The following is a 22,671-nucleotide window of genomic DNA, read 5'->3' on the forward strand; positions in this document are numbered from 1 at the left end:
TAAAGGGTAATTTTGGTAAATATAGACTTTTATTTTTTTTATAATTATAAGATTACAAGCTTCTCGATTTTCTCCACTCGCTTGTTTGTTAACGTAGATTTTACGGTTATCTTATAGATGTACACACCTTTTCCTATTGCTTGGCCAAAGTCATCTAGACCATCCCAAGTGATATCACGAGACAAAAACCCCTCTGTCATCACAGACTGATTTATAGTCTTCACAACCTTACCTGTAACCGTAAATATCTGAACCTGAACATCAAGAGGCTCAAACGGGCGATTATGATTAAACCAGAACTCTGTATAATTTACAAATGGATTAGGGTAGTTAAGAACATTCTCAAGCTCTATCTCATCATCTCCAAGAACAACAAATTGCAGCTCTGCAGTAGATGAATTATTATATACATCCCAAGCTTTAAAGGAAAGTGTATGAGGGCCCGGCTCTAAATTTCTAATTTTTCTAGCAGCTGTTCCTTTCATAAAATTATCAACCTCGGTCTCGTAGAAGTCATTCATAATAGTAGGATTAGTTTCATCTCCATCTATAATCGCTACTATATCGTGACCTATACCGCTGGCAGTATTTATGCCATTCTCATCTTCGAGTTTTGCCAGAATAATAGGAGAGTCATTTGTAATACCACCGTTTACAAAGTTTTCATCATTCATAAAAAGACGTATCCTAGGCCCGAGGTTATCTTCTGGAGCATCTTCATTAAGACCTCCTATGATGATGGTTTCATTTACTCCTGCCTGATCTTCTAAAACTCCCAGTCGTTCTGCATAAAAATTGAGTCTCCCGTTACCTAGTGGTATTGCTGTATCTCGTGGCATTCTAAATGTAAATTCAAAATTACCATTAGTCACTGAGGCCTGACCTCTATAAAGTACAGCTCCTAGTGTAGTAAAATCCATTATTGCAAGATCTCCTCCTATTTGTACTCCGTCATTACCTAGTGTTTGTCTCTCTATACGTTTATCATATAGAGTCACGGCAAGTGTGCCTGTATAATTTGTAAGCGTTTGCCCCAATTCTGTGGTCACTCGTCCATTAATTTTTACAAGATCCAGTGCTTTCAGAATAGGTAACTCCTCAGTAACGGGTACGTCATTTATTGCACTCAATTGTATATCTGGTTTTGGAAAAGCTAGCTTCATAGCAGGATCGCCCACAAAAAATATTACCCTTCTTAACGGGTCAGAAATACCATTTTTTGAAGCTCTTATATTTTCTGCGACGCTTTGTACCTCATTAGTCCCAAAAGAATAGAGTTGCTCTACAAGTGCATTATTAAATTGTACTCCAAGCGTTACTGTTATCTCACGAGTTGTAGTAACAAGTCCTACGGCACCCCCTTCTGCATTCCAAAAAAGCTCTTCACCACCGGTAGGTCGCTCTGGGTTATCAAATTTTCCAAACTCACACGTAACCGTTACCACAAGCGGTAATCGCTCACCATTATCTAGATTGTCAATTTCATTTTGAGTAACTATAGCCTCAGCTGCGAGAAGTTCTTCTCCGCCGTGACCAAGGTAAGTCACAACGAGTGAACCTACTTCTATCGCATTTTCTATAGCTTCATTTACCTGAGGATACCTATCCCCACCAGCAGAAGATTGCTGCTGAAAAGCATCACTATGTATTTTTATCACATTTACAAAGGGCTTCTCTACACTTATCTGATCTCCTAGATTGTCGAGCGTACCTTGAAGCTGAGTAAACTCAAATGCCTCATCTACATCGTCTGAGACAAGGACAAAATTATTACGCCACCTACCATAAGATGCTCTTGCGTCATAATTAATAATTTTATCTACTACTGTATTTGCCAGTTGTGGTGTATCTGCCACAATGCGCCCTACAGCCAGATCTAATTTATCTGATGCGAGCATCCTTCCCTCATTTGGATCTAGGGAACCATAAAAATCGTCACTCATAAAAGAACGCACAAGACTAAAACTATCAAAAGTTTGATATGTGGGCATTACATTATTATTACCTGTGATACGATTTTTATAATCTACAGAAGTATCACCAAAGAGGCATACGTATTTAAGCCTATTTGCATCAGACGATGCATTTTCATAAACATATCTCACAAAATTGCGTATCGCCCCAATATCTTGTTTACCTCCACCAAACTCTTGATATATCTGCTCTAGCGTTACTGTCTTGACGTTAAGACCTCTAAAATCTCTATTATGTTGTGCTAACCTGTCGGCTTGTGACAACAGTGTGTTACCAGTAATCATAAGATAGTCTACATCTTGAAAGCTACCGCTACTATTCAAAAATATAGTGCCCTTTAAATTTTGATTACTTACCAAGGCACTACCTCCCTCACGAAGCGGCTCATAATAATCTGATGGGTGTACCGCTACAAAACGCCTATCTGTACCAAGGTTACTTTTAAAAGTAATAGCGCTCTGATCTTGTATCTGCAAAGCACGCACACTTGCCTGGTTTGTCACCTCCCATATCTGAGAATACCCCTGCGCATTAGAAAATGTATATGCCCCTACACCTGTCTCTAGAGCAGCATTTACATTGCGAAAATTAAATTGCTTACCTGTACCACTTAACTGTGACGGCACCTCTAGACTTATAAAATCTAGATAACCGGTACTAGAAGGATTTCCACTATTATTGTAGGTAAGGGTAACCGTTACTTCTTCACTCGTAATGGGAACTTGCACCTCAAGCTCATCTCCCCTTGCAAGCACAATACTATTAATAGGTAAAATAGGTATAGAGCCTACACCAGCACCATTTACCGAAACTTCAAAAGACGTAGAACTCTCTGAAGTTGCTGCAGCTACCACCCGCAAGCGTGCTGTCTGACCGGCAACTACGTTTGTAAACTCAAAATCAAAAGACTGCTCATTCTCAAAACTAAAAGACTCTCCAAACCATCTTCTTCCTATTTTAACTAGACTTACCTCATCCTCTTCATAAAATTCATAGTCGTTATACATAGTATAAGTTACAGCAGGTGCCCCAGCAGGTTCAGTGTACGACTGGATGCGCTGACCATTATCTCCATCTACAGTAATATAATAGTATGACCTATCTGCATAGGGGTTAATGTGTGTGTCTAACTCTTCGTGGTATTTTCGGGTGCTTTCTCCATAAAACAAGACACCATCATTTGAGTCAAAAGAGCCATCTTGACCCCCTTCTATCTGTACAGCAATCTCCCTCAAATCAAACTCTGTATTATCACTATTGAGAAATGGTAATGGCGAACCTCCATACCCGTATACTTTTATTTTTGAAGGATCAATGTTATTTACATTCATCCCAAGGCTTTGCAAAAAGTTCCGGCTTATGCGGTGCACTCCAGTTTCCTCTACATAGAACTTATAAAAATTACCAGTTGCAAGTACACTATTTGTAATAGGCAAGGATGAGAATTGTTGAGATTGCGCTTTCGCGAAAGCGTAATTAACCCCTGCGCTCACTACTCTCTTTATTTGTCCATTTTGATTTACAAAAGGATTAAATGTAATAACTCCATAATTTTTATCTCTAGCGCGAGCCGCCTTAATCTTAGGACGCACCTGTGATGGTAAATCATCCTTATTAACAAGCCCCTGTAGGTCGTATGGCAATGGCTCTAGCTGTATGTTTACAAACTGTGTTGTAACAGGATCCAGACGAGTAGCTGTAGGAAATTGCGTATGATACTCCCAGTTACCTTCATTATCTTGTGATAGATTAATAGACTCTAATGTGGTGCCAGCACTGGTACTCCTTGTCATCTCACCCCAATCAAGGCTTAATTGCTCTGTTTGTGAGAAAGCAGTGATTGTAAGTAATAAAAATAATAAGGTAATGGTAGATCTCATTAGTATGGTAACGCAGTGGCGCAGGGCTTAGTATTAAAGCTGAGGCAATAGCAGTATTTTTTTTGTACAGACAATAATAAAGAATAAATCACGCCGTTACTAATGGGTCACCTATAACTAGTTAATATTTTTTTGGGTTCGACGTCGTAAAATGCTTGCACTTTAACGAGTTATTACTATATTGCAACCCCAAATCTAATGAACCTAATACCTATGAAACCACACTTAGCATTAAAAATGCTGGCGCTTGCTGTGATATCTCTTTCAGTAGCAAGTTGCAGTAAATCAAACGACTACAAAGATTCCTCTAGAGGAACTGGCTGGAAAGTAGACGGTAAAAACGGAGGTTTTAAACTTAAAACAGATTACGAAGAGCAAGCTACGGGACCAGGACTCGTATTTGTAGAGGGAGGTACTTTTACAATGGGTAAGGTACAAGATGACGTAATGCACGACTGGAATAACTCTCCAAACCAGCAGCACGTTCAATCTTTTTACATAGATGAGACTGAAGTTACTAACGGTATGTATCTTGAGTACTTAGATTATCTTAAAAAGGTTTTTCCACCAGAAGAAGAAAATTACAGAAACATTTACAAGGGAGCACTTCCTGATACATTAGTATGGAGAAACCGTCTTGGTTTTAACGAGACTATGACAGAAAATTACCTACGTCACCCTGCATATGCAAACTACCCTGTGGTGGGTGTGAGCTGGATACAGGCTGTAGAGTATGCAAACTGGAGATCTAATCGTGTAAACGAGTTAATTCTAGAAGAGCAAGGGTTTACGGCTAGAGGTGCTAGATTTGATGTAGACGCAAGCTCTACTTTTGATACAGAAACATATTTAAACGCACCTACACTAACCTATGGAGGAAGTGATAGTCTTGCTCGTGGGGGAAAATCTAGTGCGCGTAGAATGAAGCAAAATGATAGTACGAACATTTTTGTACAACGTTCTGACGGAGTTCTTTTACCAAACTATAGACTACCTACAGAAGCAGAGTGGGAGTATGCAGCTCTAGGTCTTACAGAGTTAAGAAGCTACAATGTTTATCGTGGTCGTAAAAAATATCCTTGGGATGGATCATACACAAGATCTTCTAGTAGACGTACTCGTGGAGATCACTTAGCAAACTTTAAACAAGCAGATGGTGATTACGGAGGAATCTCTGGATGGTCTGATGATAATGCAGATATTACCGCAGAAGTAAAGAGCTATGAGCCTAATGACTTTGGCCTTTACGATATGGCTGGTAACGTGTCTGAGTGGGTAGCAGATGTTTATAGACCTATAGTAGATGATGAGTTTAATGACTTTAACTACTACCGTGGTAACGTTTACACAAAGAATGCAATAGGAGAAGATGGAAAGGTAAAAGTAGTTACTACAGACTCTATCGTATATGACACACTTGCAAACGGAAGTATTATCGCAAGAGATTTACCTGGAGAAATACTACAGGTACCGGTAGATGAAGATGAGACTTACCTAAGAACCCAGTTTTCTACAAGTGACAACCGTAACTTTAGAGATGGTGACAGAAGATCTACAAGATACTTTGAGTCGTTTAATGACGATGCAGAAAATCCAGAATCTGGCAAAAAAATGTACAACTCGCCACAACATAGAGTTGAGCAAGATAGTGCCGGAACAATAGAGCGCCGTTATGATGACTCTAACAATAGAACGTCTTTAATAAATGACGAAGTGCGTGTTTACAAAGGAGGTTCTTGGAGAGACAGAGCTTACTGGCTTGACCCAGCACAGCGCCGTTTCTTACCACAAGGTATGGCAACAGATGATATTGGTTTCCGTTGTGCGATGTCTCGTGTAGGATCAAAATCAAAAACCGGAAAGAGAGCTAGATAACCCTCTTAATTAACATATATCAAAAAGCCCTCTCTCGTGAGGGCTTTTTTAATACAACAGTTTACAAGATATGACTATAGCAGAGTTGCATTTTCATTTTTTAGATAGCAATGGTGTTTGTACAGATACAAGAAGCCTTGAAGAAAATCAAATTTATTTTGCGCTCAAAGGCGAAAATTTTAATGGAAATAAATTTGCCCAGCAAGCCCTCAAATCTGGAGCGTCTCTAGCAATTGTAGATGAAAAAGAATATGTTACAGATAGGTCTGTACTTGTAGATGATGTTTTAAGTACTTTACAACAACTTGCAAATTATCACCGCAACTACCTAGACTTACCCATCATAGGTATCACAGGTAGTAACGGAAAAACCACCACAAAAGAACTTATTTATGCCGTGCTGTCTGAGCAGTACAACGTTATTGCCACAAAAGGCAATCTCAACAATCACATAGGGGTACCACTCACCCTACTCACTATGGATGCTAGCACAGAAATAGGTATTGTAGAGATGGGCGCAAATCATCAAGGGGAGATAAAAATGCTGTGTGAGATTGCACAACCTAATTTTGGGTATATCACAAACTTTGGCAAAGCTCATCTAGAAGGCTTTGGAGGTTTTGAAGGTGTTATAAAAGGTAAAAGTGAACTTTATAATTACCTCCGAGAAAACGATGAACTCGTCTTTATAAATGATCAAGATGAGATTCAAGTACGACAGTCTGCAAATATTGTTTCAAAAACCTTTGGCTCATCAAAAAGCGGGTACCCAGTATATCTAGAAGATGGCTCAGGCAATTTAAAGATTACTGTGGGTGGAACCACGATTACAAGTAATCTCATAGGCACATATAACTTTTCAAATATTGCTGTAGCTATGGCTATGGGTAATCACTTTGACGTGCCACTTACCCATATCAAAAATGGTATAGAAAAATATGTACCGTCAAATAATAGATCACAAATTATTGACAAAGACACTTACAAGATTATACTAGACGCTTACAATGCAAACCCGACAAGTATGGCTGCTGCATTAAAAAACCTGCAAGCCACAGGTACAAATGCAATTGCATTTATAGGAGATATGTTTGAAGTGGGTGAAACCTCAAAAGCAGAACATCAAGCCATTTTAGACCTTGCTCATAATCTTAACATCTCACAAGTATATGCGATAGGTCCAGATTTTGGAACTTCTTCTCCTCACCCTGAGCAAAAAGTTTATGGGAGTTATGACGCTTTCGCGAAAGCGTACTCAAAACAAATACCAGTAGACACAACAGTACTTATAAAAGGATCACGAGGTATGAAAATGGAGCGTATTTTAGATATTCTCGCCTCTTAACTCTTGCTTCATACATAAGGCGGTGATGTTTTAAGAACTGCCGTTAATACCTTAACTTTAAAAGCCACGTACACGTAAGGTTTTTAAAGTATGGATAAAAAATATATTGTTGCCTTTGACCAAGGTACCACCAGCACACGAGCTATCATTTTTGACAATAAGGGTACTATAAAAAATATTGCTCAAAGAGAACTCAAACAACACTACCCACAACACGGCTGGGTTGAACACGACCCTCTCGAAATTTATGAAGCCCAAAAAGCTGTGTTTAAAGAAGTCATATCAACTTCTGATATTAGTGCGGAAGAAATTGCTGCGATAGGTATTACAAACCAACGAGAGACCACCGTAGTCTGGGATAAAAATACTGGAGAACCTGTTTATAATGCGATCGTGTGGCTAGACAAACGTACAAAAACTATATGTGAGCAACTCAAATCAAAAAACCTAGACGAGTATGTGCGTAAGAATACTGGGCTCATCATAGACTCTTACTTTTCTGGCACAAAGGTAAAATGGATTTTAGACAACGTACCAGACGCATCTGATAAAGCAGCGCAAGGGGACCTCCTTTTTGGAACGATTGACACTTGGCTTATTTGGAAGTTTACAAACGGCAAAATACACGCTACAGATCACTCTAACGCGAGCCGCACGATGATGTACAATATCATAAATCTAGAGTGGGATAAAAAACTACTAGATGCACTTACCATACCTATCTCAATGTTACCACAGGTACAGAACTCTGCATCACATTTTGGCGAGATTACAACAAATGGCATCAGCATTCCTATAAGTGGTGTTGCTGGAGACCAGCAGGCCTCACTTTTTGGTCAAGGAGGGTACAAATCTGGTGTAGCAAAAAACACCTACGGCACCGGTTGTTTTGTACTTATGAATACGGGAAAGAAACCATTTAAATCTAAAAATGGATTACTCACTACCCTCTGTGCAAGCTTACCAGATGGCAAAGTAAAATATGCATTAGAGGGATCCATCTTTGCAGGCGGTGCCTCTGTACAATGGCTACGTGACAAACTAGATGTTATAGACCACGCTCAAGACACAGAAAACATCTGTGTAAACACCCCAGCTACAAATGATCTCTATGTCGTACCCGCATTTGCAGGGCTAGGCGCTCCGCACTGGGATATGGATGCAAAGGGAGCCATTTATGGTCTCACATTAGACTCCACAAAAAATGATATAATAAAGGCTACTGTAGATGCCATTGCATACCAAACCAGAGATGTACTCGACGCAATGATAGAAGACTCTGGCAAGCAAATGAAAACCCTTAGAGTAGATGGGGGAGCTACGGCAAATAATTACCTAATGCAGTTTCAGTCTGACTTACTTAACGTACAAGTAGACCGCCCAAAAATGCTTGAAGTAACAGCACTAGGCGCAGCCTTTCTTGCAGGTGTACAGTCTGGTATTTGGAACAAAAAAGACATTGCCAAGATACGCCAAGTAGACACCATCTTTGAACCTAAAATCACTCAATATGAGCGATCAAAAAAATATACAGGTTGGAAAAATGCTGTCGCAAGAACAAAGAGCACTACAAACCAAATGCTAGCTACGCAAGAAGACACACCACTTAGGTTTTCTGTACTTGATAGGCAAAGACAATTACAACGAGCGCAGCGAGAAAAATTTGACCTCATCGTCATAGGTGGTGGCGTTACTGGGGCTGGTATTGCGCTAGACGCATCCTCGCGAGGGATGAAAGTATGCCTTATAGAAAAAAATGATTTTGCATCAGGAACAAGTAATAAATCTACAAAGCTCATACACGGAGGTTTGCGCTACCTAAAACAAATGGAAATAGGTCTGGTAAAAGAATCAGGTAGTGAGCGCGCTATTGTGCACACACTTGCTCCTCACCTCGTAGTTCCAGAAAAGATGTTATTACCACTCATAGAAGGAGGAACTTACGGTAAGATGATGACAGCAATAGGCCTTAAAGTATATGATTTTCTTGCAAATGTAGAGGGAGATGATAAACGTAAAATGTTAAGCGCAGAAGAGACTGCATCACGAGAACCCTTACTTAACACTAAAGATCTCATAGGTGGTGGTTACTATGCAGAGTATCGCACAGATGATGCGCGCCTTACGGTAGAACTTCTCAAGAAAGCTGCAAGCTTTGGCGCCACCATAATTAATTATTGTGAGATGACCTCTTTCAAGTATGACGCAAAAGGTAAAATAAAAAGCCTACACTGCTATGACCACAATAACGATAAGTCATTTAAACTTAAAGCACAAAACTATGTCTCTGCGGCGGGTCCCTGGGTAGATCTATTAAGAAAGAAGGATCACTCTATGAACAGTAAGCACCTGCACCTCACAAAGGGAGTGCATATCGTTTTCTCTAGGAAGCGTTTCCCGCTTACACAATCTATCTATTTTGACGTGCCAGATGGACGTATGATTTTTGCCATTCCGCGTGGAAGGTCAACCTATGTAGGTACTACAGACACAAATTACAGTGGCAATCTCAACAGAGTGGTTGCTACACAGGCAGACGCTACATATTTACTAGACGCTACAAATAATATGTTTCCAGACCTGCAACTCAAAATAGATGATATTGAGTCAAACTGGGCAGGCTTACGCCCTCTTATACACGAAGATGGCAAAGACCCATCTGAGTTAAGTAGAAAGGATGAGATTTTTGTCTCAGAGACGGGTCTTATATCTATTGCTGGTGGTAAGCTTACTGGATACCGCAAGATGGCTCAACGAGTAATAGATAGAGTACTTAAAGATATCCCAGAAAAGAAAAAAAGTCACCTCGTCACCTCGTATACAGATAAGATACCCCTCACCGCTACTCCATTATCAAATACCGAAGAGGTAGACGCTTACCAAGTCACTATTGCAAAACAACTTGAGACAGCGGGTATCATAGACTCCTACCAGAGTTGGTACCTCGCCACCACTTATGGCAAACAAAGTGATACCATAATCTCAAAGATGAGTTACTTCTTAAATGATAATCCAGAAGAGCGACTTTTAAGAGCAGAGGTATGGTACAGTGTACACCACGAGATGACTAACAGCCTTTCGGACTTTTTTGTGAGGCGTACGGGCAGACTATATTTTGACATCCATTCTGTGCATCTTTATCGTGATCTTGTGCAAGAAGATATGATACAATACTTAGGGTGGGACGAAGCTCGTGTGGCAAAAGAAAACCAGTACCTCGATCTCTTACTACAAGATGCAAGTGCTTATTATGAAAGCGAGTTTGCCTAAAAAACTACACCCCATAGTTAAAACCATTAGTAATGAGAATTATACAATGATGGGGAGACCGCTTTCGCGAAAGCGTAATAAAAACACGCAAACGTTATAGTAACAAGGTTCGCAATAGAAGTGCTAATATTCTATTAAAAAGTCATATTTTAGACCCTAGACTAATAAATACTTAACCATATGGGACTCATTTCATTTCTTGGATTTACATTACTAGTAGCAGGATACGCCTGGTGGAAAACCCGCGGCACAGACGAAAAAAGTGCAGACGGATACTACTTGGGAGGAAGAAGCCTAGGAGCACTTACCATAGCAGGGTCTTTACTACTTACAAACCTCTCTGCAGAGCAAATAGTAGGTCTCAATGGTCAAGCATTTTCTGAGGGTATCTTAGTAATGGCGTGGGAGACGCTAGCAGCCATTGCGATGGTTGTGACGGCTGTTTATTTTTTACCAAAATATATGCACAAAGGTATCACGACCATACCAGAGTTTATAGAAGAACGCTTTGACGAAAACACAAAAGCCATACTCTCAATCTTATTCTTACTAGCCTTTGGGGTAGTTCTCCTTCCTACTATACTCTACTCTGGATCTATCGCATTTAGTACAATGTTTGACTTACCAGAATTACTAGGCCTGTCTGACGCTGCTACCATAATGGTATGCGTATGGACGATAGGGCTTATAGGTATTGTTTATGCCATATTTGGAGGGCTTAAAGCTGTAGCCGTATCTGACCTTGTAAATGCAATAGGCCTCTTAATAGGTGGGTTGTTAATCCCATATTTTGGACTTAAACTTATAGGAGACGGTAATGTAGGTGATGGACTCAACGAGCTATGGACAGAAAATCAAGATAAATTTGATGTCACAGGTGATGTAACCTCTTCTATACCTTTTGGAACTATTTTTACTGGGATGATGATTGCTCAGATTTATTACTGGGGTACTAACCAAGCGATTTTGCAACGTGTTTTTGGCGCAAAGAGCCTTAAAGAAGGGCAAAAAGGGATGATGCTCGCAGCATTTGTAAAGTTCTTAATACCTGTAATAGTAGTACTGCCAGGTATCATTGCGTGGCACCTTTTTGGTGAAAACTTAGAATCTGCAGATAAGGCGTACCCTGTACTTGTAAAAGAAGTATTACCTCCTGCCCTAGTAGGCTTTTTTGCAGCCGTACTTTTTGGAGCGGTATTAAGCTCATTTAATAGCTTATTAAATAGTAGTGCTACACTGTTTGGTTTTGACTTATACAAGAAGTTTTTTAACCGCGACGCATCAGAGCATAAAGCGGTAAAAGCAGGTAAAATATTTGGACTTGGCCTTGCGATTGTAGCTATGATTATAGCTCCATTTATTGCAAACGCGCCAGATGGATTATTTGATTATATACAGCAAGCACTAGGTAGTTTAAGTGTACCTATACTTTCGGTAGTATTAGTAGGTATTGTGAGTAAACGAGTGCCAGCAATAGGAGCAAAAATCGTGATGATTGCCGGAGTGATTATGTACTTAATAAGTATGTACCTCCGCCCTATCTTTCAAGAAAATGCTCTTACCGAAGCTGCTGCAAATGGAATTACAGACGCTGGAGAACTGGCAATTATAGAAGCAGAGGCTTTTCCTCACTTTTTACACGTCATGGGTATCCTATTGGTAGTAAATATTCTTATAATGGTAGTTGTAGGTATGATAAAGCCAAAACAAGATATCTACGTCCCAAAACAAACAGAAGCCATAGACACTACACCTTGGAAATATGCTTGGATTGTAGGCCTTTGTATCGTGTTACTTGTATTAAGCACGTATTTCATTTTTTAAAAAAGGGTTGAGTACGCTTTCGCGAAAGCAAAAAAAGAACACGCACCACTATGAAAATATTAGTCACCGGCGGATTAGGATTTATAGGTTCTCATACCGTTGTAGAGCTACAAGCTAAAGGCTACGATGTTATTATTATAGACGACTGTTCTAATGCTTCTCAAGAGGTGCTTGCCGGTATAACTGCTATCACGGGTATAGAGCCTGCTTTAGAAATTTTTGACCTACGTGAGAAAAAGCTTGTTGAAGATTTTTTCAATAAACACACAGACATAGGTGGAGTAATACATTTTGCCGCTTCAAAGGCGGTGGGTGAGAGTGTAAAAAACCCGCTTCTGTATTATGAAAATAATATAGGGACACTTACATACATACTACAACAGCTTAAAAAATTTGAGCTTCCTACATTTATTTTTAGTTCTTCGTGTACCGTTTATGGGCAGGCAGACGAGTTACCTATAACCGAAAGCGCACCCGTTAAACCAGCAGCCTCTCCATATGGAAATACAAAGCAGATAGGTGAAGAGATTATAAGAGATACCTGCTCAATAATGCCAGAACTAAAGGCGATAGCATTAAGATACTTTAATCCCATAGGAGCGCATCCTTCTGCACATATAGGTGAATTACCGCTGGGAGTACCAGCAAATCTTGTTCCCTATATCACTCAGACGGCTATAGGACTTAGAGAAGAGCTATCTGTTTACGGTAACGACTACCCTACTCCAGACGGCACAGCCATACGCGATTATATACACGTAGTAGATCTAGCAAAAGCGCACGTCGTAGCTCTGGAGCGTTTACTTAATAACAAGAACAAATCTAACTATGAGGTCTTTAATATAGGTACTGGTACCGGTAGCTCTGTGATGGATGTTATCACTTCTTTTGAAAATGTTTCTGGTAAAAAATTAAATTACAAAATTGTAGATAGAAGACCGGGTGACGTAGTTGCCGCTTATGCAGATACCACACTGGCAAATCAAGAGCTAGGCTGGACTGCAAAAAATAGTCTAGATGATATGCTAGCAAGCGCTTGGAAATGGGAGCAAAAAGTGCGAAGTATTGAGTAACTTTATTCTCTCAATAAAAGTCACTTTACTCAAAAACTAGCTTATCAATAAGACCTCAAATCTCGTAAGGTATTACCTCTATCTCTGGGCGTTATACATTTTATTTTTTATAGCATTTGGCATTGTAAAAACTCAGTTTCCAGATCTATTTGAAGAGCAATATGAGCAAAGTTTCTTAAGGGAACTCTTGCAAGACAACCCGCTTAAGTTATTTGTACTCGCAGTAATATTTGCTCCCATTATTGAGGAGATGATGTTCCGCACGCTTATAAAACCTTCTCACGCAGATGTGATATTGCTTTTATGCTCTTGGCCACTTTTTTACTCAAATAAATTTATCCCTTCAGATGTGCACTGGGCTGTAAAACTTGGGTTTATAGCCGTATTCTTATTTACCGTATTTACGATTCTTAAACAGCTTATACCTGAGCAAAGTACCCTCAAAATACGCAGCTTCTTATCACGACATTCTACGGTTGTTCTTGTTGTGAGTTCGCTACTTTTTGGTATGGTACATATTAATAATTATGTAGACACCTTTGTGCTTAATGCAGCGCTCATTGCGCTTATTATACCTAGAATAATTTCAGGGTTTATGATGGGATTACTTAAAATCAAAAATGAAAACATCGTTTGGCCTATGGCACTCCACGCGATGAATAACGGTTTTGTAATCATTATTTTAATTATTTCTCGTACCACAACAAGCTAGGTCAGTATGCGCCTCACTCCTATCACATTAAACGATCTTTATACCCTACGTGATCTTGCTATGCGCACATACTCGGCAGCTTTTGCTTCAAAAAATGCGCCTGGTGTGATTGAGAGGTATTATGAAGACGCTTTCGCGAAAGCGCACCTCAAAAAACAATTATCTAACCCAGATTCATACTGGTATTTTTACAAAGACCAGGAGGAAATTCTAGGCTATTTAAAACTCAATACAGGCAACGCCCAAACAGAATTTCAAGAAGAAAATGGATTAGAAGTAGAACGTATCTACATAGATATCCCCTACTTAGGAAAGGGCTATGGAAGCGAGCTTATAGAATTTTCGATTTCTAAAGCAAAGGAGTTAGAAAAAAACTACATTTGGCTGGGCGTTTGGGAAGAAAATCCAGAAGCCATAAAATTTTATAAAAGACACGGTTTTAAGATAGTAGGCACTCACGATTATGATATGATTGCAGAGATTCAAACCGATTATATAATGCGACTTGATCTATGAACAAGCAAATAGAGGCTATTTCTGTTTTTGATATGCTTAAAATAGGTGTGGGACCTTCTAGTTCTCATACGCTAGGACCGTGGAGAGCGGCCATTAGATTTATTGAAAAACTTAAGATCAAAGGTAACTTTGATCTTATAGAGCATTTAAAAGTAGACCTATACGGCTCATTATCTCTCACCGGTAAAGGGCACGCTACTGATGTTGCCGTTATTATGGGACTTACGGGCGCAGACCCTACAACCTGCAGTATAGAAGACATCCCGACTACGGTAGAACACATAAAACTCTTTAGAAGGTTAGAGCTGGATGGGTCACTCACCTTTAGTTTTGACCCAGAAGAGGATATAATTTTTAATAGAAAATTTCTCCCTTTTCACCCTAACGGAATACGCTTTACAGCAACACTTACTAATGGCAAGAAAGTAAGAGAGGTGTACTACTCCATAGGCGGTGGTTTTGTAATTCAAAAAGAAAGAAAGAGAGCACAGCGCAAGAAGATAGCCTTTGAATGTTTCCCTAGGCCTATAGAAAAAGCAACCGAATTACTTAAATTCTGTAAGCAAGAAGGCAAGTCCATTTCTGAAATTATTTTAGAAAATGAATTGTACCTCAATACTCAAGAGGAGATTGATGAGCGTTTTAGACAGATTTGGGATGTAATGCTTGACTCTATGTATACAGGTTGTCACACCGAGGGAACGCTCCCAGGTGGTCTCAATGTGAGAAGACGCGCTTTTGACACACACTTACGCTTACAAAAAAACACAGCATACACAGATAAATACCAGTGGATAGAAGCTATACGTGGGCAAGAAGTACGCTTTCGCGAAATATTAAAATGGGTATCCTGCTTTGCCCTGGCAGTAAATGAGGTAAATGCATCTCTAGGCCGCGTCGTGACCGCTCCTACTAACGGAAGCGCAGGCGTAATCCCTTCTGTGCTTATGTACTACATCGTTATAGAAAATCACGATGCAAACTTTGAAGATATTAAAAGGTTCTTACTCGTAGCTGGAGAGGTAGGCAGTCTCTTTAAAAAAGGAGCAACCATCTCTGCCGCAATGGGTGGATGTCAAGCAGAAATAGGAGTCTCTAGCGCTATGGCAGCAGCGGGTCTTACAGAGCTTATGGGCGGTACTCCAGAGCAAGTTCTTATGGCAGCAGAGATTGCAATGGAACATCACTTAGGTCTTACTTGTGACCCTATAGGCGGTCTTGTACAGATACCTTGTATAGAACGCAATGCAATGGGAGCTATAAAAGCAATTAATGCCTGTGAGATGGCGCTAGATGCAGATGCTGCAAATGCTAAAGTCCCACTAGATAAAGTCATAGAGACTATGTGGCAAACAGCACAAGATATGAACACAAAATACAAAGAAACCTCAGAAGGTGGCCTTGCGATAAATGTTGCAATGTCAGATTGTTAAAAATATAAAGCTATCTATCACGCAACCTTCTGATAGAGAATGTATCTTGGTAAAGAATCCTCACTAAATCCTACCACAAATGAGAATTACTAGAAGCCTACTTATTCTTTTTTTATTTACAACTCACTTTGCACTATCACAAACTACCAGAGAAGAAAGAAAAGCAATACGTGTAGAGAAGCGTATTAAAAAAATAGAGCGCAGAGATAGCATCTCAAGAATACCTGTAAAATCATATGTGAGTCTTAGTTTAGTAAGTCCTATCACACCTTTTCCTAGAATAAATGTAGGGTACACGACATCGCTTAACACTCACTGGTCTGTAGGCGGTAGTGTGGGGGTAGGTTTTCAAGGACTACCATTTACTAGTGAAGAGTCTGAGAACTATAGATTGTTTGAAATACGTCCAGAGGTACTTTACTTTATAGGCAAAGGTGAAAAGTATACAAATTATATAGGGCTAGAGTTGTTTTACATAAACAGTAAAGAAACACTACTTTTTGACACTTTTGAGCCCGTAAATGATTTAAATGGAACTGTTACACAAGTATCCTACGAGCGTGCAGATTATCAACGTGTGAAAAATGGATTTTTAGTAAATTTTGGAGAGTACACTAGATTATCAAATAAACTTATGCTACGTGTTAACTTTGGACTTGGTATACGTTTTAAAGATAATAGATATAGTGATATTCAAAATCCAACCTTTAATAGATTTGATTTTGAAGATAACTTTTTCTTCGGCGATACAGACCCAAAGCGTATCGAGGGTTTCTCTACCGGTGTTGAATTTAATATGGACTTTAGATTAATATACAAGCTAGATTAGAGAGCTACTGCAGCTATCCTCGCTTCTCGCCACAACCCTCGCGATCACGTGTATCTACTATGTAAAATATCTTCCAGACACCGTTGCGCTTAAAAAGTTGGAAACTATTCGTCCCGCAATGACTTAGACTACCATTTATGTAAAAAGAATATGGTGTCCAGACATTTGCCATCTTGCCATCCATTTTTATCTCATAGCTATCTATACGCTCTTCAAACGTGGTAGTCTCAGGTATACTACAAATAGACTTTAAAAATCCGCTGAAATCTTGCTTACTCAGTTGTACCTCGCCTAGTTCTCCCTTGCCTATAGATTGCATCATCACATCTGGATGAACGACCTTTTTAATTAAAATAGAGTCTTGAGTGTGAAATCCCTTAAAAAAAGTTTGCACCACCTCCTTAACTACCTGTTCGCTATAAACATCTTGATTTGCAGTCCTGTAGTAATCTTTATCTGCCTTAACAAAGGCAAATAATAAGAACACCGCAATCATAGGAATAAAAAGATATTTGAGTCGCATCTATAATGTTTAACACATAGGTATCTAATTTACTACTTTTGTAACAGAAAAAATAAACAAATGTCTACAGCCAAGAAAGAATATAAAAGAGTAACCGTAAAGTCTCTTACTGAGATGAAATCTCGAGGAGAGAAAATATCAATGCTCACAGCCTATGATTATACAATGGCTCAAATTGTAGACGGTGCGGGTATAGATGTGATTCTTGTAGGTGACAGCGCATCAAACGTAATGGCTGGCCACGAGACTACATTACCTATCACTCTAGACCAGATGATTTACCACGCCTCTTCTGTTGTAAGAGCGGCAAACAGAGCGTTAGTAGTAGTTGATCTACCTTTTGGTAGTTACCAAAGTGATCCTAAAGAAGCGCTAAGATCTGCCATACGTATTATGAAAGAATCTGGAGGTCACTCTATAAAACTTGAAGGTGGTAAAGAAGTAAAAGAAAGCATAAAGCGTATCCTTAACGCAGGTATCCCAGTAATGGGTCACCTAGGACTTACTCCTCAAAGTATCTATAAATTTGGTACATATACAGTACGAGCTAAGGAAGAAGAAGAAGCTCAAAAACTCAAAGAAGATGCCCTTATGCTTCAAAAAGCAGGTTGTTTTGCTCTCGTACTAGAAAAAGTACCTGCTAAGCTTGCTCAAGAAGTAGCTGAGAGTTTAACCATACCCGTTATAGGGATTGGTGCTGGTGCTGGAGTAGATGGACAAGTACTTGTAACACACGATATGCTGGGTATGACTCACGAGTTCAACCCGCGATTTTTACGTCGTTATCTAGATATGCATACTGAGATGACCTCTGCTTTTGAGAAGTACAGTGCAGATGTAAAATCACAGGACTTCCCTAATGAAGATGAGCAGTATTAATAGTACGCTTTCGCGAAAGCGGTAACCACCCACAATGCACTCCACGCCAGAAAACCTCAACGTTATATATGAAGATAACCACATTATCGTGGTTAACAAACGTAGTGGTGATATTGTACAGGGAGATAAAACGGGAGACTTGCCACTGAGCGAAGTTGTAAAAAAATACATTGCAGTAAAGTATAATAAGCCAGGAGCGGTTTATCTAGGTGTGGTACACAGGCTAGACAGACCTACTTCTGGCATTGTTATTTTTGCCCGTACCAGCAAGGCGTTACCACGTCTTAACAAGATGTTTTCTGAGCGACAGACTAAAAAAACATACTGGGCACTTGTAAAAAACCCGCCTCCGGCAGAGAGTGGCACGCTTACACACTTTTTAAAACGCAACCCAAAACAAAACAAAAGCTACGCTCACAAACACGAGGTGCCAGACAGTAAAAAGGCTATTCTAGATTACAGAGTAATTAAAAAGCTTAAGACATTTTATCTTCTTGAGATAGACCTACACACTGGGAGACATCACCAGATACGCGCCCAGCTTACGGCTATAGGTTGCCCTATAAAGGGAGATCTTAAATATAGTTTTGACCGCAGTAATCCAGATGGAAGTATAAGTTTGCTTTCGCGAAAGCTTACCCTCACCCACCCCGTAAAGAAAGAAGAAATGACCTTTGTAGCTCAAGTGCCCGAAGGAGATGCTGTGTGGAAGGCCTGTAACTAGGGGTTTCTTACTTATTTCGCGACGCTCTTAAACTCTCTACCACTACACTAAATAAAATAAGAGAACCTCCTAAAACGGTACGCCACCCGGGTATTTCGTTAAGAAAAATAATACCAAGGATGATTCCGTAAATAGGTTGTACGCTTCCCATTAAACTAGCAGCCGTCACAGAAAACCTTTTAATACTAAAGAGAAACATCGTGTGTCCTAAAGCAGTAGTTATAAGCGCAAGCATCCCTATATAAGGAAGCTCTTTTACAAATCCTTCGGCATCAAAAATGAAATATGCCGGTATAAGCATTATTGCTATCACCAGCGTTTGATACCACATCACTACAGACCCGTTGTAAGAACCTATTTTTGTTTTTACCAAGAGGTTACGTATTGCAAAACATAATGCCGACAGTAAACCTATTAATATCGCAAGGAAGTAGTCGTTTTCTGTATCAAAAGAAGGCGCAAGAAAGTAAATGCCTATCAAGACAAGTACCCCTAGTAGCAAGTGCATTTTTGAAAATTGTGTTTTTAAAAACACAGGCTCGAGTAAGCTTGTCATCACAGGATATGTAAATAATGACAGCATCCCTATCGCCACGTTAGACAATTGTAATGAGTAAAAATAGGTAATCCAGTGTAGCCCCATAAAAACTCCAGATAGCGCAATTGCGAGTATGTCTTTTCGCGCAAGCGTAAAAGAAAAACCTTTCCATTTTACAAATAGCCCCAGTAGTAACATTGCAAGAAATGAGCGTATACCGATGGTTACGGCTGGAGGCAAATCAATGTATCTACCTAGTACTCCCGAGGTGCTTACAAAAAGCATTGCTAAGTTAATTTCTAATATATGGCGGGTAGTGTTATTTGACATTAAACAGTGTTAGGGTATGTATGTTGTAAAAAGATAAAGTAGAAGATTACCTTATTAATTTTTGCGCTTTTGCTTTAATCACATCTGCAACCGGTCTGTTTTCTATCTTACTTTCTAGCCAAGACAACACATCTAGATATAAGAAGGCTCTGCGCTCATACGGATCGTCTTCATATTGTTTGAGCGTACTGTGAAGTTTTTTAAACTCGGCTTTAAGTTCGTGAGGATAGATATCTCCCAGATTGCGCACAAATTTAATCATCTCCTTTTGTACCTCGTGCATATCATCCATCTTAATAAGAAACTTATAGGTGCTTCTTAATAGTGACTCAAGGTGATAATCTTTACCAGCCTCATAATGAGCGATGAGATTAAGAATACGTGAGAAGCACATCAAGTCCTCACGGCTCTTAAGGCTGTGGTTATTTATGATTTTCTGGCAGTACTCAATACATTTTATGTTATCACCCGCTCCAAAATATAGACTCGCCATCTTGTAATAAAAGATCATCACGTGATGCTCATCTATACGGTATTTGGGTGATTTTAATCCAGTGAGCACCTCCTTAACGAGATCTTCACCATCTTTAAACTCGCCTATCATAAAGCGATGATTAAAGCGGTTGCTACTCGTATATAAAAACAGGAGTGTATTTAGATTATCACCTTTAGGAAAATTAGGGTTTTCCTTTACGGTGGTGAGTTTCTCTAGCGCTTCTCTAAATTTTGACTCGTGTTTAAGGTAAAATAATGACTCTAGTAAATAATGTATGCCTTTGAGATAAAAAACAGGGTTCTGTTTTATCATTAAAGGGTTCTCATCAAATAAGCGCACATAACGATCTGCATACTTGTAACAAGAAAGAAAATCTTGAATAAGAAAACTGTACCAGAGATGCGCTTTATATAACCACATCTTTTCTCTAAAATTGAGCAAGTCGTAATCATAATTAGGCAAGTGCCCATCAAAGTAATCTGTGAGCTCTTGCTTTTCCTTATCACTTTTTACATAGCCCGTTTTGAGCATAATGCTATAAAGTTGTAGCGACAAGTTAGATAGCTTACTCGCCATAACGTTCTGCTCACTCAAGCTTTTGGCCTGCACAGCAAGCTCATCTGCTCGAGTTGCTATACTTCTAGTGATGTACTGAGTTTCTATAATTTTTTCTAGCTCTACAATCTCATATGCAACATTTTTCTCCTCATTCTCTAGCGCCATAGTTTTGGCTTTATCTAGAATTTTAAGGCTTTGCTTATACAACCCTTTTTGATATAGTATGGTTGCAAAATCTAGCTGCTCTCGTATTTGCACACGTATGTTTTGATGTGCAGGAGTAAGTCGCAGGCTTATTAAAAGTTGCCTATAAAGATGCGCTTTGAGGTTAGATAGTTGTGTTTTGGTAACAATTCCAGACTTTAAAATAGCAGCCTCATTGTATGTTTTCTCTTTGTCTAAAAATTCAAAAAGTTGTAAAAATTTTGCCTCGCTATTTCCCACTAGTCGGCCTACGTACAGCTTGAACTGTCGCTTTTCACTCTTAGATAATGACTTTATTAAAATAAATAAAGAGTCATTATGATCATTAAGCGTTGTAATGATTTTTCTCATAACTAATTGAAATACAACTATTTAAATAGACTAAAATTAACCTTGATATCGTAAGAGCTCTCAATTGAAAGATTCTCAAAGAATAAGCAAGGTATAAATTCGTGTAGAAATGAAAGCTATGCAAAACGACAAAGTTCAGATTTTTGACACGACTCTTCGTGATGGAGAGCAGGTACCTGGTTGTAAACTAGACAAAAAAGAAAAGCTCTCTATAGCAGAGCGTCTCGATGTTTTAGGCGTAGATGTTATAGAAGCTGGTTTTCCTATTTCCTCTCCTGGAGATTTTAGCTCTGTAGAGGAGATTTCAAAACTTGTAAAAAACGCAACCGTATGCGGTCTCACTCGCGCAGTAGAGAAGGATATTGAGGTTGCCGCACAAGCTTTAAAATATGCCGTTAGACCTAGAATACACACGGGTATAGGTACTAGTGAGTCGCATATGAAGTATAAATTTAATGCAACACCAGAGCAGATTATAGAGCGCGCTGTAAAAGCGACCGCTTACGCGAAAAATTTTGTTGATGATGTAGAGTTCTATGCAGAAGATGCGGGACGTACAGATAATGCATTTCTTGCAAAGGTGCTTGAGCGAGTCATCGCAGCCGGAGCGACCGTTCTTAATATTCCAGATACTACAGGATATTGTTTACCTGAAGAATATGGAGCAAAAATTAAATACTTGCGTGAAAACGTGAAGGGTATAGAAAACGTAACCCTCTCTTGCCACTGTCACAATGATCTTGGCCTAGCCACTGCAAACAGTATTGCAGGTGTGATAAATGGAGCAAGACAGATAGAATGTACCATAAACGGTATAGGTGAGCGTGCAGGTAACACCTCTCTAGAGGAGGTAGTAATGATTCTTAAGCAACACCCCACACTTAACCTTCATACAGATATAAATACCCAACTCCTTTTTGACACGAGCCGTATGGTAAGTGACAAGATGGGAATGGTTGTACAACCTAACAAGGCCATTGTAGGTGCAAATGCCTTTGCACACAGCTCAGGAATCCACCAGGATGGTATGATAAAAAATAGAGAAACCTACGAGATTATGAACCCTAAAGATGTAGGAGTAAACGAGACATCTATCGTGCTTACCGCTAGAAGCGGTAGAGCAGCACTTGCCTACAGATCAAAAAAAGTAGGATACGAACTAACAAAAGTGCAACTAGATGCTGCTTATGAGCAGTTTCTTAATGTGGCAGATAGACAAAAGGAAGTAAAAGACAACGACATACATATGATTATGCAAAACATACAGTGCAAAGCTGGAGCCGTAGCATAACTTATAAAAAATCATAATTACACACGTAATTTACGAGAGTATACAT

Annotated in this window: 16 protein-coding genes; 12 read left to right on the forward strand and 4 right to left on the reverse strand. The window is 39.4% G+C overall.

Going from position 1 to position 22,671, the window contains the following annotated elements:
- Nucleotides 1-44 precede the first annotated feature (44 nt).
- On the reverse strand, nt 45-3,854 hold the full coding sequence (porU, locus tag ACFO5T_RS06675) for a type IX secretion system sortase PorU (protein WP_380033056.1): 3,810 nt from the start codon (nt 3,852-3,854) through the stop codon (nt 45-47).
- 213 nt (nt 3,855-4,067) lie between these two features.
- Here porU and gldJ point away from each other — a divergent pair, with 213 nt between their 5' ends.
- From gldJ to ACFO5T_RS06720, 9 genes are all read left to right on the forward strand, one after another.
- Nucleotides 4,068-5,729 (forward strand): gliding motility lipoprotein GldJ, encoded by a 1,662-nt coding sequence (gldJ, locus tag ACFO5T_RS06680; protein ID WP_380033058.1) that lies wholly within the window; start codon nt 4,068-4,070, stop codon nt 5,727-5,729.
- 70 nt (nt 5,730-5,799) lie between these two features.
- Nucleotides 5,800-7,074, forward strand: coding sequence for a UDP-N-acetylmuramoyl-tripeptide--D-alanyl-D-alanine ligase (locus ACFO5T_RS06685; RefSeq protein ID WP_380033060.1), 1,275 nt, complete (start codon nt 5,800-5,802; stop codon nt 7,072-7,074).
- A 90-nt stretch (nt 7,075-7,164) separates the two neighbouring features.
- Nucleotides 7,165-10,344, forward strand: a complete 3,180-nt coding sequence (gene glpK, locus ACFO5T_RS06690) for a glycerol kinase GlpK (protein ID WP_380033062.1) — start codon at nt 7,165-7,167, stop codon at nt 10,342-10,344.
- 180 nt (nt 10,345-10,524) lie between these two features.
- Nucleotides 10,525-12,168, forward strand: a complete 1,644-nt coding sequence (locus ACFO5T_RS06695; protein ID WP_380033064.1) for a solute:sodium symporter family transporter — start codon at nt 10,525-10,527, stop codon at nt 12,166-12,168.
- A 50-nt stretch (nt 12,169-12,218) separates the two neighbouring features.
- Nucleotides 12,219-13,241 carry a UDP-glucose 4-epimerase GalE gene (galE, locus tag ACFO5T_RS06700; protein WP_380033066.1) on the forward strand — a complete coding sequence of 341 codons (1,023 nt, stop codon included), beginning with the start codon at nt 12,219-12,221 and terminating at the stop codon, nt 13,239-13,241.
- A gap of 187 nt (nt 13,242-13,428) precedes the next feature.
- On the forward strand, nt 13,429-13,953 hold the full coding sequence (locus ACFO5T_RS06705) for a CPBP family glutamic-type intramembrane protease (RefSeq protein ID WP_380033068.1): 525 nt from the start codon (nt 13,429-13,431) through the stop codon (nt 13,951-13,953).
- Nucleotides 13,954-13,959: 6 nt separating this feature from the next.
- Nucleotides 13,960-14,469: a GNAT family N-acetyltransferase gene (locus ACFO5T_RS06710; RefSeq protein WP_380033070.1), complete on the forward strand. Its 510-nt coding sequence runs from the start codon at nt 13,960-13,962 to the stop codon at nt 14,467-14,469.
- Nucleotides 14,466-15,902, forward strand: a complete 1,437-nt coding sequence (locus ACFO5T_RS06715; RefSeq protein ID WP_380033072.1) for an L-serine ammonia-lyase — start codon at nt 14,466-14,468, stop codon at nt 15,900-15,902. Before ACFO5T_RS06710 ends, ACFO5T_RS06715 begins: the two co-directional genes overlap by 4 nt.
- 79 nt (nt 15,903-15,981) lie before the next feature.
- Nucleotides 15,982-16,731 carry a hypothetical protein gene (locus tag ACFO5T_RS06720; RefSeq protein ID WP_380033074.1) on the forward strand — a complete coding sequence of 250 codons (750 nt, stop codon included), beginning with the start codon at nt 15,982-15,984 and terminating at the stop codon, nt 16,729-16,731.
- Between the two features lie 13 nt (nt 16,732-16,744).
- Here ACFO5T_RS06720 and ACFO5T_RS06725 read toward each other — a convergent pair whose 3' ends face one another.
- Nucleotides 16,745-17,254, reverse strand: coding sequence for a nuclear transport factor 2 family protein (locus ACFO5T_RS06725; protein ID WP_380033076.1), 510 nt, complete (start codon nt 17,252-17,254; stop codon nt 16,745-16,747).
- Between the two features lie 60 nt (nt 17,255-17,314).
- Here ACFO5T_RS06725 and panB point away from each other — a divergent pair, with 60 nt between their 5' ends.
- Nucleotides 17,315-18,133, forward strand: a complete 819-nt coding sequence (gene panB / locus ACFO5T_RS06730; RefSeq protein WP_035327403.1) for a 3-methyl-2-oxobutanoate hydroxymethyltransferase — start codon at nt 17,315-17,317, stop codon at nt 18,131-18,133.
- Between the two features lie 34 nt (nt 18,134-18,167).
- Nucleotides 18,168-18,857: an RluA family pseudouridine synthase gene (locus tag ACFO5T_RS06735; protein ID WP_380033078.1), complete on the forward strand. Its 690-nt coding sequence runs from the start codon at nt 18,168-18,170 to the stop codon at nt 18,855-18,857.
- Between the two features lie 7 nt (nt 18,858-18,864).
- On the opposite strand, the gene ACFO5T_RS06740 is transcribed toward ACFO5T_RS06735, so the two are convergent.
- Nucleotides 18,865-19,725, reverse strand: coding sequence for a DMT family transporter (locus ACFO5T_RS06740; RefSeq protein WP_038599407.1), 861 nt, complete (start codon nt 19,723-19,725; stop codon nt 18,865-18,867).
- Nucleotides 19,726-19,771: 46 nt separating this feature from the next.
- Nucleotides 19,772-21,334, reverse strand: a complete 1,563-nt coding sequence (locus tag ACFO5T_RS06745; RefSeq protein WP_380033080.1) for a hypothetical protein — start codon at nt 21,332-21,334, stop codon at nt 19,772-19,774.
- A gap of 118 nt (nt 21,335-21,452) precedes the next feature.
- Between ACFO5T_RS06745 and ACFO5T_RS06750 the strand changes: the two genes are divergently transcribed.
- Nucleotides 21,453-22,625 (forward strand): 2-isopropylmalate synthase, encoded by a 1,173-nt coding sequence (locus ACFO5T_RS06750; RefSeq protein ID WP_380033082.1) that lies wholly within the window; start codon nt 21,453-21,455, stop codon nt 22,623-22,625.
- Nucleotides 22,626-22,671: the final 46 nt, after the last annotated feature.

This window comes from Dokdonia genika (genome assembly GCF_042652845.1).
Classification (GTDB): domain Bacteria; phylum Bacteroidota; class Bacteroidia; order Flavobacteriales; family Flavobacteriaceae; genus Dokdonia; species Dokdonia donghaensis.

Bases quoted from the DNA above. Each gene is read 5' to 3' on its own strand.
- ACFO5T_RS06710 (WP_380033070.1), top strand. From the start codon at position 13,960: ATGCGCCTCACTCCTATCACATTAAACGATCTTTATACCCTACGTGAT.
- panB (WP_035327403.1), top strand. From the start codon at position 17,315: ATGTCTACAGCCAAGAAAGAATATAAAAGAGTAACCGTAAAGTCTCTT.
- ACFO5T_RS06715 (WP_380033072.1), top strand. From the start codon at position 14,466: ATGAACAAGCAAATAGAGGCTATTTCTGTTTTTGATATGCTTAAAATA.
- ACFO5T_RS06735 (WP_380033078.1), top strand. From the start codon at position 18,168: ATGCACTCCACGCCAGAAAACCTCAACGTTATATATGAAGATAACCAC.
- ACFO5T_RS06685 (WP_380033060.1), top strand. From the start codon at position 5,800: ATGACTATAGCAGAGTTGCATTTTCATTTTTTAGATAGCAATGGTGTT.
- ACFO5T_RS06740 (WP_038599407.1), bottom strand. From the start codon at position 19,725: ATGTCAAATAACACTACCCGCCATATATTAGAAATTAACTTAGCAATG.
- ACFO5T_RS06720 (WP_380033074.1), top strand. From the start codon at position 15,982: ATGAGAATTACTAGAAGCCTACTTATTCTTTTTTTATTTACAACTCAC.
- ACFO5T_RS06745 (WP_380033080.1), bottom strand. From the start codon at position 21,334: ATGAGAAAAATCATTACAACGCTTAATGATCATAATGACTCTTTATTT.
- ACFO5T_RS06695 (WP_380033064.1), top strand. From the start codon at position 10,525: ATGGGACTCATTTCATTTCTTGGATTTACATTACTAGTAGCAGGATAC.
- porU (WP_380033056.1), bottom strand. From the start codon at position 3,854: ATGAGATCTACCATTACCTTATTATTTTTATTACTTACAATCACTGCT.
- ACFO5T_RS06750 (WP_380033082.1), top strand. From the start codon at position 21,453: ATGCAAAACGACAAAGTTCAGATTTTTGACACGACTCTTCGTGATGGA.
- glpK (WP_380033062.1), top strand. From the start codon at position 7,165: ATGGATAAAAAATATATTGTTGCCTTTGACCAAGGTACCACCAGCACA.
- gldJ (WP_380033058.1), top strand. From the start codon at position 4,068: ATGAAACCACACTTAGCATTAAAAATGCTGGCGCTTGCTGTGATATCT.
- ACFO5T_RS06725 (WP_380033076.1), bottom strand. From the start codon at position 17,254: ATGCGACTCAAATATCTTTTTATTCCTATGATTGCGGTGTTCTTATTA.
- galE (WP_380033066.1), top strand. From the start codon at position 12,219: ATGAAAATATTAGTCACCGGCGGATTAGGATTTATAGGTTCTCATACC.